Origin of the sequence: Paenibacillus sp. EKM206P (assembly GCF_011066155.1) — a bacterium.
In the GTDB taxonomy this organism is placed as follows: domain Bacteria; phylum Bacillota; class Bacilli; order Paenibacillales; family Paenibacillaceae; genus Paenibacillus; species Paenibacillus polymyxa_D.
Genome location: NZ_JAAMNQ010000007.1, coordinates 75,240 through 92,893 on the forward strand (window position 1 = coordinate 75,240; position 17,654 = coordinate 92,893).

General features: G+C 49.0%; 13 protein-coding genes. 11 read left to right on the forward strand and 2 right to left on the reverse strand.

Annotation, left to right across the window (positions count from 1 at the left end; translation table 11 throughout):
* Positions 1-51: 51 nt before the first annotated feature.
* From G9G53_RS16015 to G9G53_RS16025, 3 genes are all read left to right on the forward strand, one after another.
* The gene (locus G9G53_RS16015) at positions 52-1,248 is read left to right on the forward strand and encodes an NAD(P)-dependent malic enzyme (RefSeq protein WP_029515351.1); all 1,197 of its coding nucleotides are present in this window, start codon (positions 52-54) and stop codon (positions 1,246-1,248) included.
* Between the two features lie 168 nt (positions 1,249-1,416).
* Positions 1,417-1,791, forward strand: a complete 375-nt coding sequence (locus G9G53_RS16020) for a hypothetical protein (RefSeq protein WP_069012560.1) — start codon at positions 1,417-1,419, stop codon at positions 1,789-1,791.
* 24 nt (positions 1,792-1,815) lie between these two features.
* A complete protein-coding gene (locus G9G53_RS16025) occupies positions 1,816-2,001 on the forward strand; it encodes a YfhD family protein (RefSeq protein ID WP_069290020.1) in 186 nt (61 codons plus the stop codon).
* A gap of 84 nt (positions 2,002-2,085) precedes the next feature.
* Here the strand turns inward: G9G53_RS16025 and G9G53_RS16030 are convergent, their stop codons facing one another.
* Complete coding sequence (locus G9G53_RS16030; protein ID WP_141695525.1) at positions 2,086-2,484, reverse strand: hypothetical protein; 399 nt, start codon at positions 2,482-2,484, stop codon at positions 2,086-2,088.
* A 39-nt stretch (positions 2,485-2,523) separates the two neighbouring features.
* Between G9G53_RS16030 and prmA the strand changes: the two genes are divergently transcribed.
* From prmA to G9G53_RS16055, 5 genes are all read left to right on the forward strand, one after another.
* On the forward strand, positions 2,524-3,489 hold the full coding sequence (prmA, locus tag G9G53_RS16035; protein WP_165148997.1) for a 50S ribosomal protein L11 methyltransferase: 966 nt from the start codon (positions 2,524-2,526) through the stop codon (positions 3,487-3,489).
* A gap of 2 nt (positions 3,490-3,491) precedes the next feature.
* Entirely contained in the window at positions 3,492-4,184 is a 693-nt protein-coding gene (locus tag G9G53_RS16040; protein ID WP_165149000.1) for a site-2 protease family protein, read from the forward strand.
* 188 nt (positions 4,185-4,372) lie between these two features.
* Positions 4,373-5,137: a 16S rRNA (uracil(1498)-N(3))-methyltransferase gene (locus G9G53_RS16045; protein WP_029515345.1), complete on the forward strand. Its 765-nt coding sequence runs from the start codon at positions 4,373-4,375 to the stop codon at positions 5,135-5,137.
* A gap of 1 nt (position 5,138) precedes the next feature.
* Positions 5,139-6,482 (forward strand): tRNA (N(6)-L-threonylcarbamoyladenosine(37)-C(2))-methylthiotransferase MtaB, encoded by a 1,344-nt coding sequence (gene mtaB / locus G9G53_RS16050; protein WP_103049601.1) that lies wholly within the window; start codon positions 5,139-5,141, stop codon positions 6,480-6,482.
* 104 nt (positions 6,483-6,586) lie between these two features.
* Positions 6,587-7,021 carry an NUDIX hydrolase gene (locus tag G9G53_RS16055; RefSeq protein WP_165149003.1) on the forward strand — a complete coding sequence of 145 codons (435 nt, stop codon included), beginning with the start codon at positions 6,587-6,589 and terminating at the stop codon, positions 7,019-7,021.
* Here the strand turns inward: G9G53_RS16055 and G9G53_RS16060 are convergent.
* Positions 7,011-8,033 carry a Na/Pi cotransporter family protein gene (locus tag G9G53_RS16060; RefSeq protein ID WP_165149151.1) on the reverse strand — a complete coding sequence of 341 codons (1,023 nt, stop codon included), beginning with the start codon at positions 8,031-8,033 and terminating at the stop codon, positions 7,011-7,013. The genes G9G53_RS16055 and G9G53_RS16060 overlap by 11 nt on opposite strands.
* Positions 8,034-8,430: 397 nt before the next feature.
* On the opposite strand from G9G53_RS16060, the gene G9G53_RS16065 reads away from it, so the two are divergent.
* From G9G53_RS16065 to addA, 3 genes are all read left to right on the forward strand, one after another.
* Positions 8,431-9,810, forward strand: coding sequence for a class I SAM-dependent rRNA methyltransferase (locus tag G9G53_RS16065; RefSeq protein WP_165149006.1), 1,380 nt, complete (start codon positions 8,431-8,433; stop codon positions 9,808-9,810).
* A gap of 235 nt (positions 9,811-10,045) precedes the next feature.
* Positions 10,046-13,612, forward strand: coding sequence for a helicase-exonuclease AddAB subunit AddB (addB, locus tag G9G53_RS16070; RefSeq protein WP_165149009.1), 3,567 nt, complete (start codon positions 10,046-10,048; stop codon positions 13,610-13,612).
* Positions 13,609-17,628 carry a helicase-exonuclease AddAB subunit AddA gene (addA, locus tag G9G53_RS16075; protein WP_165149012.1) on the forward strand — a complete coding sequence of 1,340 codons (4,020 nt, stop codon included), beginning with the start codon at positions 13,609-13,611 and terminating at the stop codon, positions 17,626-17,628. Before addB ends, addA begins: the two co-directional genes overlap by 4 nt.
* The last annotated feature ends 26 nt before the right edge of the window (positions 17,629-17,654 follow it).

Here is a 17,654-nt window from a genome sequence, read left to right on the forward strand (position 1 = left end):
ACAGGACTGAGATTCATATCCAAAAAGAGACATGAAAGGACGGAGAAAAATATGAGCAGTTTAATAGATGAAATTAGAGAATTACACGCAGGTGGCAAAATGGAGACCTTACCAAAGAAGCCAATTGAAACGATGGAAGGGTTGTCCAAAGTGTATACGCCGGGTGTAGCTGAAATTTGTATGGAAATCGCCAATGACCCAGCCAAAGCGTATCAATTAACGATCAAAAAGAATACAGTAGCAGTCGTTTCAGACGGAACCGCGGTACTTGGATTAGGAGATATCGGACCGGAGGCCGCTATGCCTGTAATGGAGGGTAAAGCAGTGTTGTTCAAACAATTTGCAGGTGTCGACGCCTTTCCGATTTGTCTCAACACGAAGGACGCTGATGAAATTGTTCAAATTGTTAAAATGATTGCTCCTGCTTTTGGCGGCATTAATTTGGAGGATATATCTTCGCCACGCTGTTTTGAAATCGAGAGACGGTTGAAGCAGGAACTGGACATTCCAGTATTTCATGATGATCAACATGGTACGGCAGTCGTTGTGTTAGCGGGTCTGGTCAATGCATTAAAGGTATGTGGCAAAAAAATGGAGGATGTCAAAGTCGTATTTGCAGGAATCGGTGCAGCGGGTATGGCCTGCTCCCGTATGCTGCTTAAGGCAGGTGTGCGCAATCTGATTGGCGTTGATCGACAGGGAGCTATTCACCGTGATGTGGAGTACAGTAATCCGCATTGGACAGAGTATGCGAACATGACTAATCCGCACAATTTAAGTGGGAGTTTATCCGAGGTGATTGTGGGAGCTGATGTATTCATCGGTGTGTCAGGCCCGAACATACTGACTGTAGAGGATATACAGAGCATGGCAACTGATCCTATTGTGTTCGCCATGGCGAATCCGATTCCGGAAATCGATCCGGCTGTAGCTGCACCTTATGTACGTGTGCTCGCTACTGGCCGCTCCGATTTTCCAAATCAGATTAACAATGTGCTGTGCTTCCCGGGAATTTTCCGGGGTGCTCTAGATTGCCATGCTACGACGATTAATGAGGAAATGAAACTAGCTGCCGGACTTGCCATCGCTGATGCGATCTGTCCTGAGGAGCTAAGTGAAACTTATATCATACCGAATGTCTTTAATCCGAAGGTGGTTCAAAAGGTACGGGATGCAGTTATTCGCGCTGCTTGGGAGACAGGAGTAGCTAAGTCAGGTGAAGCTCCAGCAGCTGTTTTACACCCGTAAAAGTTATGCTCTTCACAAACTCTGGTTCACTGTCTTGGCCTACTGTTCTTGATATCGTCTGCATCCGTCGGAATATAAAATCGTGCCAATGAGCAGGATATAACAAAGCGTAACGCTCTATGCTCTTGAAGAGCAGTTGCGCTCAATACTACACAGGGAGATTTTGAGATGGGCGAAAAAAATATTTTGGCGTATTTCAAAAGTCCTGAGGAAGCACAGGGAGCTGCTAGAAAACTGGAAGCTCTCCGGGCAGCCGATGTGTCGATAGACCGATTTAGCCGGTATCCGCGGCAGTCTACTGGCAACGCCGGATTGCCTGTATTTTCAGGACAGATTAGCAGCTTGTCCTCATTGACACAGGGCGTGGACTTTACAGATGCAACTCCAGCAATACTGGCTGCGGCTGATCCGTCCGCCAGTGGCATGAGTGATGGAGGACAGGGCGGACCGACAGGCCGCGATATTTTGTTGACTGCTGTGGTGGATGAATCCATTCATCATCAGGCAATGTCCATCGTGGAACAAGCGGGTGGAATGCTGTGAAAAGTTTGGAAGGGGCAGTGACCGATGTCTAAAAACAAACGGTTTGATAAAGTGCTAACCAAAACAGAGAAAATCAAACGCATGCAATCTGCTAAAAATGAAGATGTTGAGTTCTCAGCAGATCAGGCAGATGCTGAGGATCTGGAAGCGATCCGACGTAGCGAAGTAGCTGACCGTCGTCAGCAGCGTATCATAAACGACAATGAGTAGAATTTAATAAGACGGGTTATCTCCATCAATAGGATGATTTGTGGGATAGCCCGTTTTATTTGTGTTCTTTCCTTTTTCTATTCATTATCCGCTGTATGCTGTTGCACTAAAAACAAGAGGACCGGCGACGAAAGCAGTAGTCGCAGGCGTTTGATTTTCAATAATTAGTTGGTAGTTTTGCACGCCCAGAGGCGCAACGTCTACCGTTTCGACATTAAGAATAATATTGTTATCGAAGACATTGGATTCCAGTCCGTAATAAATTTCCTTGCCGGCTCTCCATATACGTACAAGTACTCTAATGTTGCCGACACCGACGAAACGTAGTCCAATCGAGGCTTTTAACTCTACACGGTTGTTGACAGCACCAGAAATAGCAGGATCAATAAATACAGATGTCGTAGCAATTCCAAGTCCGGCTGGAGAAATCGGAAAAGGACGATTACCAGCTTTTTTGAACTCCTGTGCATGTATATAGTACAATGTAATGTATGCATGTGAAATGAGGAGGAAATGAAAACCATGTTGTGGAATGAAATTACAATACATACAACCGAAGAAGCCATCGAAATGATTTCGAATTTTCTGCACGAAGCAGGTGCAGGAGGGGTTTCCATTGAAGAATCCGGTTCGCTCAACAAGCCGCGGGATACGTCCTATGGACAGTGGTATGATCGACCTTTGAACGACATACCTGAAGGACAAGCGATCATCAAAGGCTATTTTGCCGAAGAAGTGGACATGGATAGTATTCGTTCGCAAATTGAGCCGCGCGTCAAAGAATTGAGAACTTTCGATATTGACCCTGGTGAGGTTCAGTATGAACTGAAAACAGTTGATGAGGATGACTGGGCAAATGCTTGGAAGCAATATTTCAAGCCTTTGCGTGTGTCGGACCGTCTGACGATTAAACCTACTTGGGAGGACTATGAGCCTGCGAGTGAAGAGGAAAAAATCATTGAGCTGGACCCTGGTATGGCCTTCGGGACTGGAACGCATCCTACGACATCCCTTTGTCTGAGAACGCTGGAATCTGTGATTAAGGGCGGGGAAGAAGTCATTGATGTCGGTACGGGTTCCGGTATTTTGGCCATTGGAGCTGTAAAGCTGGGGGCGAAGCATGTACTTGCCTTGGATCTGGATCCGGTGGCAGTATCCAGTGCGCGGGAAAATACGCGTCTGAACGGGCTGGAGGAACGCATTACCATTAAAGAAAGTGATTTGCTATCGGTGCTTAATGCAAGCGATCCAACGCTGGGTATCCAGTTACCGGTCAAGCTGGTGGTAGCTAATATTTTAGCAGAGATTATTTTGCTGTTCATTGACGATGTATATAAAGCCCTGGAACCAGGTGGTATTTATATTGCTTCAGGGATTTGGAAGAACAAAGAAGAGGTTGTCGAAACTGCGTTGAAGGCAGCTGGCTTTGAGATTGCCGAAATAAGCCGGGATGAAGATTGGCTGGCGTTTGTGGCGAGAAAGAGGTAAGTATGGATTTTTTACAAAATATTTTTCGTGTAAATTTAAATGTTCTTCCATTTTATTTGCTGGCCGTGATCATATCGTTCACGGTTCATGAGTTTGCACATGCATTTTATGCCAATAAATTTGGTGACCCTACAGCCAAGCTACTTGGGCGCGTGACTTTAAATCCGGCAGTGCATATTGACCTGCTGGGTACGCTACTGCTGCTGATCGGAGGCTTTGGCTGGGCCAAGCCAGTTCCGGTTAATCGTGATAACTTTAGTCGTCCGCGCCTCATGGGCATTATTGTATCGGCTGCGGGTCCGCTCAGCAATCTGCTGCTTGCATTTGTTACTACTTTAATCTATGCCGTGCTCCTTCATTTTCAAGTATTGCCGGGGATGGAGAACCAACGGGTAGCTCAAGCAATCTATTTGTTTATCAATGCTTTGATCAATTTAAATCTGTTTTTGTTTATCTTTAATTTGATCCCACTGCCTCCACTGGATGGATACCGGATTGTGGAAGATGTGGCCCCCACTCCTGTACGTCGCAAACTCCAGCAGTTTGAACAGTGGTCGATCTTTATTTTTCTGCTTATCCTGGTCATTCCGCATGTTCGAGCTGTAACGATTGAACCTCTTTACACGCTGGCCCAGATGATTTATATACAGTTTTTGCAGTTCTCTTTTTATATCACTGGATTATTCGGAGCCTAAGGGCTCCTTTTTTTACGAGAATGGTAGGTATACCTTGAATAGAAGAGTGAACAGACTGGTCATACAGGCGCAAAAGATGATATGATGTTGCTTGGTGATTTATTCGGATTTTGTACGGAACGTTAGTGGATAACTGTTATTTTTAGAATGAGGATTTTTGCAAAATCCAGGAATAGGTGTGAGAGAGAATGCAGCGTTATTTTATTCCGGCAGAGCAATTTCTAGAAGATCACGTGATTGTTGCGGGTGAGGACGCGCGGCATATCGCTAAAGTCATGCGGGGCCGTAGTGGTGACAAAATTATAGTCAGTGACGGGGTATCTAGGGAAGCACTGGCTGCATTGGATACGATAGAGCAGGATCATGTTACGGCGACGATTATTGAGCCGCTGAAGATGACCTCTGAACCGCATGTGCAGGTCACCATCGCTCAGAGTCTTCCTAAAGGAGACAAGATGGAGACGGTGATGCAAAAATGTACAGAAATCGGAGCAACCGGGTTTGTACCGTTTTTGTCCGAGCGTACGGTCGTGCAGTATGATGCCAAAAAAGAAGGCAAGCGACTGGAGCGTTGGCGCAAGATTGTGAAGGAAGCGGCTGAACAAAGCCACCGTAACCGGATTCCAGAAATTAGTGCGCCAATGACGTGGAAAGAACTTCTGGCTTCTTTTGCTGGGTATGATTTGATATGTTATTGTTATGAAAAAGAGCAGGGTCAGCAGCTACGGGATGTAATCCAGCCATTGGTAGGACAATGGGCGTCGACGGACATGCCGCGTGTTCTGCTGGTGGTAGGCCCGGAAGGCGGCTTTACTGAAGCGGAAAGCCTGGAGGCCGAGCAGGCTGGGGCCCAGTCTACAGGACTGGGAAGACGTATTTTGCGTGCTGAGACCGCAGGAATGGCTGCATTGGCTTGCATTTTATATGAGACAGGAGAAATGGGAGGGGTTTAATATGCCGTCAGTGGCATTTTACACATTGGGCTGTAAGGTAAACTTTTATGATACAGAAGCGATCTGGCAGCTGTTTAAAAATGAAGGTTATGAACAGGTGGACTTTGATGAGCAGACCGCGGATGTCTATCTTATTAATACATGTACCGTTACGAATACCGGTGATAAAAAGAGTCGTCAGATCATTCGCCGCGCGATTCGCCGGAATCCAGATGCCATTGTTGCAGTGACGGGCTGTTATGCCCAAACTTCTCCTGCCGAAATTATGGATATTCCTGGCGTTGATCTCGTTATCGGGACTCAAGATCGGGACAAAATCATTCCGTTTGTGCAGGAAATTCAAGGGACGCGTCAACCAGTGAACGCCGTGCGCAATATTATGAAAACGCGTGTATTTGAGGAAATGGATGTGCCTGATTTTGCTAATCATACTCGGGCCTTTTTGAAAATTCAGGATGGGTGCAATAACTTCTGTACCTTCTGCATCATTCCATGGTCGCGGGGGCTATCCCGCAGTCGTGACGCTGCGAGCATTATTGCACAGGCGCGTCAACTGGTACACGCAGGCTACAAGGAAATAGTACTCACTGGTATCCATACTGGCGGTTATGGTGACGACATGGATAATTATGACCTATCTGATCTGCTGTGGGATCTGGAGAAGGTGGAAGGGCTGGAGCGTATCCGCATCAGTTCGATTGAAGCCAGCCAGATTGATGAAAAAATGCTTGATGTACTGAACCGTTCCACCAAGCTGGTTCGTCATTTTCACATACCGCTTCAGGCGGGGGACGACACTGTATTGAAACGGATGCGTCGTAAGTACACCACAGAAGAGTTTTATAACAAAATGCTTATGATTCGCAAAGCAATGCCCGATGTTGCGATTACAACGGACGTAATTGTCGGCTTCCCTGGGGAGACGGATGAAATGTTCCGCAATGGCTATGAGCTGATGAAAAAAATCGGTTTTTCGGAAATGCATGTGTTTCCGTACTCCAAGCGTAGTGGAACTCCTGCGGCGCGTATGGAGGATCAGGTGGACGAAGACGTGAAAAATGCACGAGTGCATGAGCTGATACAACTGTCAGAGCAAATGCAACTGGCGTATGCTGAGAAGTTTGTAGGTCAGGTGCTGGAGGTCATTCCGGAAGTTGCGCCGAAAGGGACCGAAGATAGCGGCATACTCCATGGATATAGTGACAATTATATTCAACTGGCGTTTGAAGGTACTGAGGATCTGGTTGGCAAGGTATGCCGCGTGAAGCTAACGAAGGCAGGCATTAATGAAAGTGAAGGCCAATTGGTTCGCGTACTGGAGAATGGGCTGCAAACAGCTCTGTAAGAACAAAAAAAGCCTGAAAAGGCAATAGAGATGGCAAACAAGGATTTCGCCTTTCCTTACAGAGAGGACGGAATCCTTGTTGCGCAAGGAAGGGAGATTACAGGATGGCAGCAAAAAAGGAAATTTCCGCAGGCGGTGTTGTGTTTCGCAAACAGGAGGAGCAGCTTGAAATTCAGCTCATTACTGACCGATATGGCAAGGTATCCTTGGCTAAAGGAAAAATGGAGTTGGGAGAAACAATCGAACAGACGGCTTTACGTGAAATTCGCGAGGAAACAGGGTTGAACGGGCGGATTATCCAGCATGTAGATATGATTGCTTATACGTATCAGCATCCGGAATTTGGGGAAGTGGATAAAGAAGTACACTATTATCTTGTAGAGGCACTAGATGGGGATTTACAGGCACAAATCGAAGAAATTAAGGGAGTTGCATGGCATAAGCCTGAGGAAGCATGGCTTCTCCAGCGCCAGGGCGGATATGACAATAATGATGTCATTTTGAGCAAGGCGCTGTCCATGCTAGGAATTAACGTTTGATTCTGTGGGGAGATATACGATCCTCTAAACGAGTCCATCCAGGTAGGTAGCACAGAGGCAAGACCAGTAGAGAGCTAATGACGTTAAATAGGGTTTGGGCATGGGCTACCTTGGCTCCGGGCTCGGTAGATATCCAGACGGCGGCCATTTCTAGCCCAGGGATCAACGGCATAAAGAGCAAGGCTCCGCCTACGTTCAGCAGCACATGGGACCAGGCTACAAATTTGCCGGACACGCTGCCGCCAACAGCGGCAATCAGGGCGGTCACGCAGGTGCCTACATTGGAGCCGATGACGATGGCGATCCCTACATCGGCTGGCAAGGCACCCGCAGCGGCAAGGCTGATCGCCATGCCAATAACGGCTGCGCTACTGTGAACCAGTGCGGTCAGGCAGGCACCCGCAGCGAAGGCCCACCACATGTTGGCCGCAGCGTGATCAAGAAACCAGCGGAATAGTCCGGCCTGCTCAATCCATGGGCCGACCGTTTGCATTACGCGGATACCCGCCAGAATCAGCGAAAATCCAGCAAATACGAGGCTGATATATTGTGCAGCCTGCGGACGGCTAAGCCCATTGGAGCCGGGTGAAATTCCGGCAGACGCGTACTGGCGAACGGAGACGGATTCTCCCCACAGTACGGCGGCGCTCCAGCAGAGCAGTGAGCCGCAGAGCAGCGGAACAGCCAGCTTGCCAAGCTGGAGCCCCATCAGCTCGGTGGTGAGACAGGTACCGATATTGGTGCCGAGAATGATGCCGAGCGTGCGGCCATAGGTCAACAGCCCGGCGTTGACCAGTCCGATCGTCAGCACCGTTACAGCGGTGCTGCTTTGCAACAGGGCGGTAATGCCTGAACTGAACAGCATACCCCGCCAAGGGGAAACGGTGGCGCGGTTCAGCCAATGGGTGAGGAAGGGGCCGGCCAAATGCCGGAGGGCTGCTTCCATCAGCTTCATCCCGCCCAAAAAAATAAACAGTCCGCCGCACAGCGGGAGTATAACATGTATAAGCACGGGCATAGCCCCCTTTTCTAGGTGAAAATACTTATGTAACAGCCTATGATCTGTCGAGGACAGCCATGACAAGCATGGCTAAGCTCTTTTTAGGAAAACGATAATTTTTGTAGTATCTTCACAAGCTTTAAAAGCGTGACGCCGATATACAGGCGGGCAGTAGCGAAGCGGATCATTTGAATCTGGAGAAGCGAGAGCGTTCGCCTGAAAGCTTTCCAAAGGAAAGCTGCTTCGGAAGTATAAACCTAGGGGGATTCTTACCATTAAAATCATTTATAAAATCCAAAGAATCCCCGTGCAACAGCGATCGTAAGATCAAATGATCCGCGGAGCCGCGCCCCATCGAACACCGCACTTTTAAGGACTTTGAGTAACTTAAGAATAGGAGTGAAGGATTTTGCCTTCAGTAATATTAGAACGCAGCCGTAAAAAAAGGCTGGAGCACGCACACCCTTGGGTGTTTAAAAACGAAATAGCCAAGATCGAAGGGGAGCCAGAGGCAGGCGATTTGGTCAGTATCGTTAACCATCAGGGGCGTTATTTGGCGTCAGGCTACTATAATCCAGCTTCACAAATTACAGTGCGTGTGATGTCCTACGAGCCGCTAGAAGCAATGGATCAAAACTTTTTTGCCCAACGCTTTCGCAAATGCCTGGAGCACCGCGAACGTTTTGTGACCGGGGGAGACGCTTATCGGTTGGTGTACGGTGAGGCTGATTTTTTGCCTGGACTGATTGTAGACCGTTTTGGTGATGTGTTGGTTGTGCAGCTGTTAACGCTTGGCATGGATCGGCGCAGGGAAGAAATCAGGGATGCGCTCGTTGAAGTATTGGGTCCTGTTGGTATATATGAGCGCAGTGATGTATCCATCCGAGAGCTGGAAGGATTGAAACAAACGAAGGGTCCTTTGTACGGTGATTGCCCGCGTCATGTAGTGGTGACGGAAAATGGCCTGCACATCAAGGTTGATATCGTAGAGGGCCAGAAGACGGGTTATTTCTTTGACCAGCGTGAAAATCGTGCGGCCATAGCACCGTTGATGACAGGTTGGGGAGCACGTAGTGGAATTACGCTACAAGAAGTTGCTACAGACTCAGGGGACGCTACCACAACGGTCATGAAGCCAGTGAATAAAAGTGGTAAGGTTGTTGAATTCCCATTCTGGGACGGCGCAACCGTATTGGAATGTTTTTCACATACGGGAAGCTTTACGCTCAATGCCTGTAAATATGGTGCTAAAAAAGTAACTTGTCTTGATATTTCTGAGCATGCGATTGAAAGTGCGCGGGACAATGTCAAGCTGAACGGTTTTGAGGAACGCGTCGAGTTTGTCGTCGACGATGCTTTTCAATATTTGCGTAATCAGGTGAAAGGTGTAGAGGAACGCAATGCACGAGCCGGGGGCAAAGGAGATACGTCTAAGCCGCTGACAGCGGGTGGCGGACGCACCTTTGACGTGGTCATTCTTGATCCGCCAGCCTTTGCCAAAACGAAGAACGCTGTCAAAGGGGCTACACGTGGATATAAAGATATCAACCTGCACGGGATGAAGCTCGTTAATGAGGGCGGCTATCTGGTGACAGCGAGTTGCTCGTTCCACATGCGGCCGGAGTTGTTTTTGGACACCATTAAGGAAGCAGCGGCAGATGCCGGCAAAATCCTTCGTCTGGTAGACTGGAGAGCAGCTGGTAAGGACCATCCTCAAATTTTGGGTGTGGAGGAAGGCCATTACTTGAAATTCGCCATCTTTGAGGTGCGCAGCCGGACACAGTTGTAGTTTCATACAAAGTCAAAGTCAATCGCCCTTTTGGTGATTAAATAGGTAAAATAAACTCGTTTTAGGTATAAATCAGTCCTGTAGAGAAGGCGTGCACCAAGCCATTCTGCGGGACTGATTTATTTTTTAGAGGGAGAAAGAATTGCTACAACATGGCAAACGTACGTTCTTTTCTCTCTTGCCTGATATGCTATACTGTTTAATAGAATGTTGTTCGTTGGAAAGGAGGCGCATCATGTCGGTCCGTTTGTTGATTGGCCGCTCTGGGAGTGGTAAAAGTACGTTAATCCGCAATGAAATGACGTCTATGTTACGCGAGGAGCCGCTAGGTAAGCCTATGCTGTTACTTGTACCGGAGCAATCGTCATTTGCTTCTGAGCATGCGTTACTTACAGAAGCCGGAAACGGTATTCAGGGGTCGGTGCGCGCCCAAGTGATGGGATTTCACCGTCTTGCCTATTTAGTTATGCAGGAAACTGGGGGTTCAGCGCTGGTGCCTGTAACGGAAGAAGGCAAGAAGATGCTTTTATATAAAATTATTCGTCGTCGCAAGGATGAACTGAATTTGTTTAAGGATTCGGGAGACCAGCTCGGCTTTGTGGATCGGTTGAATACATTGTTTACGGAGCTAAAGCAGTATGGAAATGATACTCGGTCTGTACCCGAGCAACTGGAGCGAATGAACGCTGCAGGAGAGTCAACTCCGATTTTGCGCGGCAAGCTCAAAGATATCAGTCTAATCTATGAGGATTTTGAACGAGAGCTGACGCTTAAATATATCGATGGTGAAGATACGCTGCGCATGCTGGCAGAACAGATTGCTGAGTCTTCCCTTGTGCGTGGGGCAGATATTTGGATGGATGGCTACCGTAGGTTTACACCACATGAATATAAGGTTGTGGAGCAGCTTATGCTGCATGCCTCTTCATTGACGGTGGCGCTGACTTGCAACCGCAGCTACGAGAACGGACAGCTTCCGCATGAGCTGGATTTGTTTCATCCTTCGGCGGCTACGTATGTAAAGCTCAAAGGAATGGCAGACGAGCTGATGATAGAGACGCAGACACAATTACTTCGCCCTGATCCGCCGCCGAGATTTAAGGAGCGTCCGGCGTTGGCGTATTTGGAGGCTAACTTTGAATATCGTACAGGGTTACGGAATCAGGAACAACGGATGCGGCTGCAGCAGCTACGAGAGCAGTGGACAGAAGAACAGCCGGAAGGCATAAAACTGTATGCTGCGGCGAATCGCCGCGCTGAGTTGGAAGGTGCTGTACGCGAAATGCGTCGTTTAGCCCGAGATGAGGGCGCGCGTTATCGGGAGATGGCCCTGTTTGTGCGTCATATTGAAGATTATGAGTCATGGGTGGAACCGATATTCAAACAATATGAGGTTCCAGTATTTCTGGATCAGCGGAGAAGTGTATTGCATCATCCCTTAGTGGAATTGATTCTGGCTTCACTGGATATCGTGCAGCGACGCTGGCGATATGAGGATGTATTCCGTGCGGTCAAAACAGATCTTCTCCTGCCGCTGGATGGTCGGGTGAGCCGCGAGGAGATGGATCGTCTGGAAAACTATGTACTGGCCTGCGGAATACAAGGTAGCCGTTGGACAGACGGTCGCCCGTGGCAGGCTGTGCCCAGCTTGTCACTGGAGCTGGAGGAGCAGGAACGGAACCGTAGGCGGGATGAAACGTTGGATTTGATGGAGCTGTGTCGGGATGTAATCGTGACGCCTTTACGTGCGTTTGAGAAACGTGTGGGCAAGGCACGAACTGCACTTGAGAAGTGTGAAGCGGTATATCTGTTACTGGAGGATGCAGAAATTGGCCACAAGCTGGACGCCTTCATTCATCAGGCAGAGGAAGCAGGAAATCCTGAGCAGGCCAAGGAGCATCGTCAGGTATGGGATGCAGTGCTTGAACTACTGGATCAAATCGTCGAAATGATGGGTGACGAGAGGCTGGATACCTCTTTGTTTGCGGGTGTGCTGGAAACGGGATTGGCTGAATTCCGTATGGGACTTGTTCCGCCAGCTCTGGATCAGGTTCTAGTCGGAAACACGGATCGTACACGTGTGACCGGTATTCAACATGCTTTTGTGCTAGGTATGAACGAAGGTGTGATGCCGGCTGTGTTCCATGAGGACGGTGTGCTGAATGAGCAGGAGCGTACGGCATTAAACGAACGAGGCGTAGAGCTGGCGCCGGATATGACAAGACGTCTGCTGGACGAACGTTTTCTCGCTTATACGGCCCTTACTTCAGCCGGTAGAAGCCTGTGGATGAGCTATGCCGTGACTGATGAAGAAGGCAAGTCATTGTTGCCGTCTGAGTTAGTACGACATGTGCGGCAATTGTTTCCTAGTCTGGACGAACGCCCACTGGCTGGATACCCTTTGCCTGGGGATGCTTGGACGACGCAATGGGAGTATGCTTCTCATCCGTCCGAGGCTTTGCCGCAGCTTATTGCGCAATTACGACAATGGCGACGTGGCGGTGACATTTTATCTCCTTGGTGGGAGGTATATAACTGGTATGCCAGCCAGCAAGGGCGTGAGAAGGACAAGCTGCGTCAGCTGTTGACCTCACTTTTTTACGAGAACCATGCCGAAATGCAGAAGGAAACGAGCCGTCGTCTGTACGGCAGCAAGCTGCGTACCAGCGTATCTCGTATGGAACGTTTTGTGGCATGTCCATTTTCGCACTTTGCCTCTCATGGTCTTCGTTTGAAGGAACGTCAAATGTATCGCCTGAAGGCCCCGGATATCGGACAATTATTCCATGCAGCGCTTGGAGAGATGGCGATCAATCTGCGTAATCGCAATGTCAGCTGGGGCAGTCTCAGCACGGAGGAATGCCGCCAAGAGGCGGAAAGTACAGTGGAGCGTTTGGCTCCTCGTCTGCAAGGCGAGATTCTAATGAGCTCCAAGCGGTATGGGTACATTTTGCGCAAATTGAAAGATATCGTGAGCCGTGCTTCGTTGATTTTAGGTGAACATGCGCGAAGAGGTAGTTTTGAGCCGATTGGGCTGGAGTTGGACTTTGGGCCGGGTCAGCAGCTTCCTCCGTTAAGCTTCCGGTTAGATAACGGTGTTGTGATGGAAATTGTCGGACGGATCGACCGTGTAGATGTGGCAGAGGGAGAAAAAGGTTTACTTTTGCGTGTCATCGATTACAAGTCCAGCCAAAAGGATCTCAAGCTGCATGAAGTGTACTATGGCTTGTCCTTGCAAATGCTCACGTACCTGGATGTGCTGCTGAATGCGGCGGAGGAATGGTTGGGCGAGACTGCTTATCCGGCGGGTACGCTGTATTTTCACGTCCACAATCCGATGTTACAGTCGCCTAACGGTCTTAGCGAAGAACAGGCCCGTCAGGAGCTTTTGAAACGTTTTAAGATGAAAGGATTATTGCTTGCGGATCGGGATGTAGTTGGGCAGATGGATACATCATTGGACAAGGGATATTCTTCTATTTTACCTGTTGCGGTGAAAGCAGACGGTAGTTTTTATAGCAGTGCCTCGGTTGCTTCGCCGGAACAGTGGGACAGCCTGCTAGCTTCGGTGCGTAATAATATTCGGACGATTGGTACACGGATGACAGAGGGCGATGTGGCCATTGAACCGTATCGTATCCAGCAAGAGACGGCATGTACCTTCTGCTCTTTTAAGCCTGTTTGTCAATTTGACGACAGTCTGGAGGGCAGTGGCTACAATCAATGGGGTAAACCCGGTAAGGATCAGATTTGGAATCTGCTGGGTCATACACAGGAAGGGAAAGGAGGAATGGACCAATGATAGGCATGTCAAACATTAAGGGTTTACCGAAGCCGGAAGGCAGTATGTGGAGCGATGACCAGTGGCGTGCCATTTCGGAATCTGGTAACAACATGCTGGTTGCGGCAGCGGCGGGGTCTGGTAAAACAGCGGTGCTTGTAGAGCGTATTATTCGTAAAATTGTCGATCCACAGCTTGGCTTCAGTGTGGATCGGTTACTGGTAGCGACCTTTACGAAGGCAGCCGCCGCCGAAATGCGTCAACGGATACGCGAAGCGTTGGAACGTGTATTGGAGCAGGAACCGGAAAGTGAACATGTACGCCGTCAGCTATCGTTGCTGAATCAGGCCTCGATTACGACGCTTCACTCATTTTGTATGGAGGTCATCCGCAGGCATTATCAGGCCATTCCCCTTGATCCTGGTTTTCGGATTATGAATGAGCATGAGACAGAATTGCTGCGCCAGGAGCTTCTAGAAGAACTGTTTGAGGAGAAATATGAGGCTCATGATGAAGGCAGTACATTCCGCAGACTAGTCGACTGGTTTAGTGGAGAACGCACCGATGATGCGATGTATGTGCTTGTTCAGCGGCTGTATGATTTTTCTCAAAGTCATCCTTGGCCGGAGCATTGGCTGCGGGAGACAGCAACTGCATTTCGTGTGCAGGATGTAGCGGCTCTCGGAGAGACGCCTTGGGTTCGCAGCATTTTGGCGGATGCTGCACTTTCATTGCGCGGAGCAGCGAGCTTGCTGGAACAGGCGCATGAAACTGCTATGCAGCCCGGCGGTCCTGCACCTTATGCATTGACGCTGCAAGAGGATACGGCGATGGTGAAGGGATTGCTGCAGGAATTGGAGACGCAGCCGTGGGCATCTCTATATGATCATTTTCAGGCAGCTGCCTTCGGTAAGCTCAAGCCGGTCAAAAAAGATCAGACTGAGCCTGCATTGCAGGAACGGGTTAAGACGCTGCGCGAAGCAGCCAAAAAAATGATTACAGATATGAAGGCTTCCCTGTTTGGCAGGAGAGCAGAAGCCTATTGGGAGGAGCTACACGCCGCAGCTCCGTTGATGGACGAATTGGTAGAAACCGTGATTGTATTCGGGGAACGTTTTCAACAGCACAAGCAGTCAAAAGGGTTGGTGGATTTCGGGGATTTGGAACATTATTGTCTGAAAATATTACGACATCCCGATTCTACTCCGTACAAGCTACTACCTTCCGACGCTGCGCTCGAATACAAGGCGCAATTCGACGAGGTGCTGTTAGATGAGTATCAGGATACGAATACCGTACAGGAAGATATCGTTAGGCTGGTATCACGGGAGGAACCAGGTAACCGTTTTATGGTGGGCGACGTGAAACAGAGTATTTATCGGTTTCGGCTGGCGGAGCCGGGTCTGTTTTTGAATAAGTATCAACGGTACGGCATGCAGGAGCAGGAAGATGGATTTTTAATTGATTTGGCGCGTAATTTCCGCAGTCGGGAGGAAGTTGTCGATGCGGTCAATTTGGTGTTCCGCCAGATTATGAGTGTGGATGTGGCGGAAATTGAGTACGATGAACGAGCGTGGCTGGTACACGGCGCATCCTATCCCGACCCGTCGGATCAAGACACCGCATCTGTATACGCACCTGAGCTGCTGTTAGTAGATAAGGGTGGCCATGGTCTTTCCGAGGCTTCGGAGCTGTCCGAAACGGAGGACGAATCTGTTTTTCAGGAAAGTGAGCTGGCTGAGCTTGTGGAACTGGAAACGGCACAGTTAGAGGCTCGTGCGATTGCGCAACGGATTAAAGAACTGACCGGAGATACCGGACAACCACTGTTGATTTACGACAGAGGATTAAAAGCGATGCGCCCGGCAATCTACGGCGATATCGTCATTTTGCTTCGTTCGGCAAGCGTGTGGGCCCCCCTAATTGTAGAGGAACTGCGGCTTGAGGGCATTCCGGCCTCCGGGGAGCAGACGACAGGCTTTTTTAAAGCAACGGAAGTTGAGGTGATGTTGTCTCTGCTGCACATTATTGATAATCCGCAGCAGGACATCCCGCTTGCATCCGTGCTTCGTTCGCCGATTGTCGGCTTGACCGAAGATGAACTGGCACAAATTCGGTTGGAAAAGCCGGATGGATTGTTTTATGGCGCATTGCTGGCGGCGGCAGAGGCGGACCCACTGAAGGAGAGCGAAAAAGGGACCACTGCTGACATCATGGAGTTGGATCTTTTCCCTGAGGACTCTTTATCTTCATCTGACTTTGGTAATAGAAATAACGGGAATACGTTGTCTGCCCGACTACGTTCATTTTTGCATAATTTGGAAGCCTGGCGGCAGGAAGCCCGACAAGGTAGCTTAAGTGCATTGATTTGGAATGTGCTGGAGGAAACAGGGTATCTGGATTGGGTCGGTGGACTGCCTGGCGGCTCACAGCGTCAAAGCAATTTGCGGGCGCTATATGACCGAGCGAGACAGTATGAGACTTCAACGTCCAACCGAGGATTGTTCCGATTTCTGACCTTCATTTCCCGTCTACGGGAGCGAGGCGGTGATTTAGGATCCATTAGCGGGGGGACCGAACCCGATCAAGCTGTCCGCATTATGACCATTCATAAAAGTAAAGGACTTGAATTCCCTATCGTGTTTATAGCCGGGACGGCAAAAATGTTCAATCAACAGGATCTCAATGCGCCGTTTCTTATGCACAAGGAGTTGGGGTTTGGTCCTAAATATGTGGAGGAACAAAATCGTGTCAGCTACCCTACGCTGCCCAATTTAGCGATCCGCCGACGCTCACAGCTGGAGCTATTGGCTGAGGAAATGCGGGTGTTATACGTGGCGCTTACACGGCCGCGTGAAAAGCTGATTATGACCGGAACCGTGAAGGATCTAGCTTCACGCGCAGCGGGTTGGGCACGTGCCAAAGAGCATACGGAAACGGTCTTACCAGACTATATGCTGGCGGCAGGCCGCAGCTATCTAGACTGGGTAGGTCCCGCTTTGATTCGGCATCCTTCTGCTACTTTGTTGAGGGAAGCGGCAGGTGATCAAGATGGGTACTATCACAAATTGGAACATATGTCGGGAACAGACTGGTTATTTAAAATTGTGGCCTCGGAAACATTATCCGGCTCTCGTGTGAACTCAGATCATGAGGAAGAGGTGTCGGGCGAAGAGCGCCAAAAGAAGACAGAAGCACTGAGAAATGCGGAGCTAATTGACTTGAACGAAGAGAGTGAAACGGACATTGAAGCTGCTCTTTCCTGGACCTATCCATATGAGCGGGCCGGCAAGACGGCAGCCAATACATCAGTTACTGAGATGAAAAGATGGCTAGAAATGCAGGAGATGGGATCGGACGACTGGTTGAATCTATCTACCTCCGTACTAGCAGAGTTACCGGAGGATCGGGAGGATTCTCACACTGGGGGCAGTCAATTACACTTGCGCAGACCTAAGTTTATGGGGAATCAGCGACTGACTCCAACGGAACGAGGAACGGTCTATCATACGTTGATGCTGCATTTGCCACTAGATGGGGGGATGTGCGCCGAAGTTATTGAGGAAACAAAGGCTCGTTTGCTCAATCAGCGTATGTTACTGAATGTCCATGCAAAGGCGCTAGATACGAATAAAATATTACGCTTTTTCACTAGTGAGCTGGGTAGCAGAATGTTGGGGGCATCGCATGTTCAAAGAGAGCTTCCGTTTACTTATACCATGCGGGCAAACGATTACTGGAACCACAGCTTACCATCGATGTCACCAGGACAAGAAACAGATTCGGAAGGTGGACAGGACGGAGATAAAGTGCTGATGAACGGCATTATTGACTGTCTATTTGAAACTCCCGAAGGACTCGTGCTGGTGGATTATAAAACAGATCGGATATCTGAGTATCGTACACTGTTCCATTTAACAGACCAATATCGTTTTCAATTGGAGCTGTATGCCCGTGTGATCGAAGAAATTACAGGCAAAAAGGTTGCTGAGAAGTGGCTGTATTTTTTAGAAGCTGGAGAGAGTGTACAGCTGTAGTTATATAGCTAGGGAGAGGAGGAATA

Coding starts and splice junctions, on each gene's coding strand:
- G9G53_RS16015 (WP_029515351.1), top strand. CDS start 52: ATGAGCAGTTTAATAGATGAAATTAGAGAATTACACGCAGGTGGCAAA.
- G9G53_RS16020 (WP_069012560.1), top strand. CDS start 1,417: ATGGGCGAAAAAAATATTTTGGCGTATTTCAAAAGTCCTGAGGAAGCA.
- G9G53_RS16025 (WP_069290020.1), top strand. CDS start 1,816: ATGTCTAAAAACAAACGGTTTGATAAAGTGCTAACCAAAACAGAGAAA.
- prmA (WP_165148997.1), top strand. CDS start 2,524: ATGTTGTGGAATGAAATTACAATACATACAACCGAAGAAGCCATCGAA.
- G9G53_RS16040 (WP_165149000.1), top strand. CDS start 3,492: ATGGATTTTTTACAAAATATTTTTCGTGTAAATTTAAATGTTCTTCCA.
- G9G53_RS16045 (WP_029515345.1), top strand. CDS start 4,373: ATGCAGCGTTATTTTATTCCGGCAGAGCAATTTCTAGAAGATCACGTG.
- mtaB (WP_103049601.1), top strand. CDS start 5,139: ATGCCGTCAGTGGCATTTTACACATTGGGCTGTAAGGTAAACTTTTAT.
- G9G53_RS16055 (WP_165149003.1), top strand. CDS start 6,587: ATGGCAGCAAAAAAGGAAATTTCCGCAGGCGGTGTTGTGTTTCGCAAA.
- addB (WP_165149009.1), top strand. CDS start 10,046: ATGTCGGTCCGTTTGTTGATTGGCCGCTCTGGGAGTGGTAAAAGTACG.
- addA (WP_165149012.1), top strand. CDS start 13,609: ATGATAGGCATGTCAAACATTAAGGGTTTACCGAAGCCGGAAGGCAGT.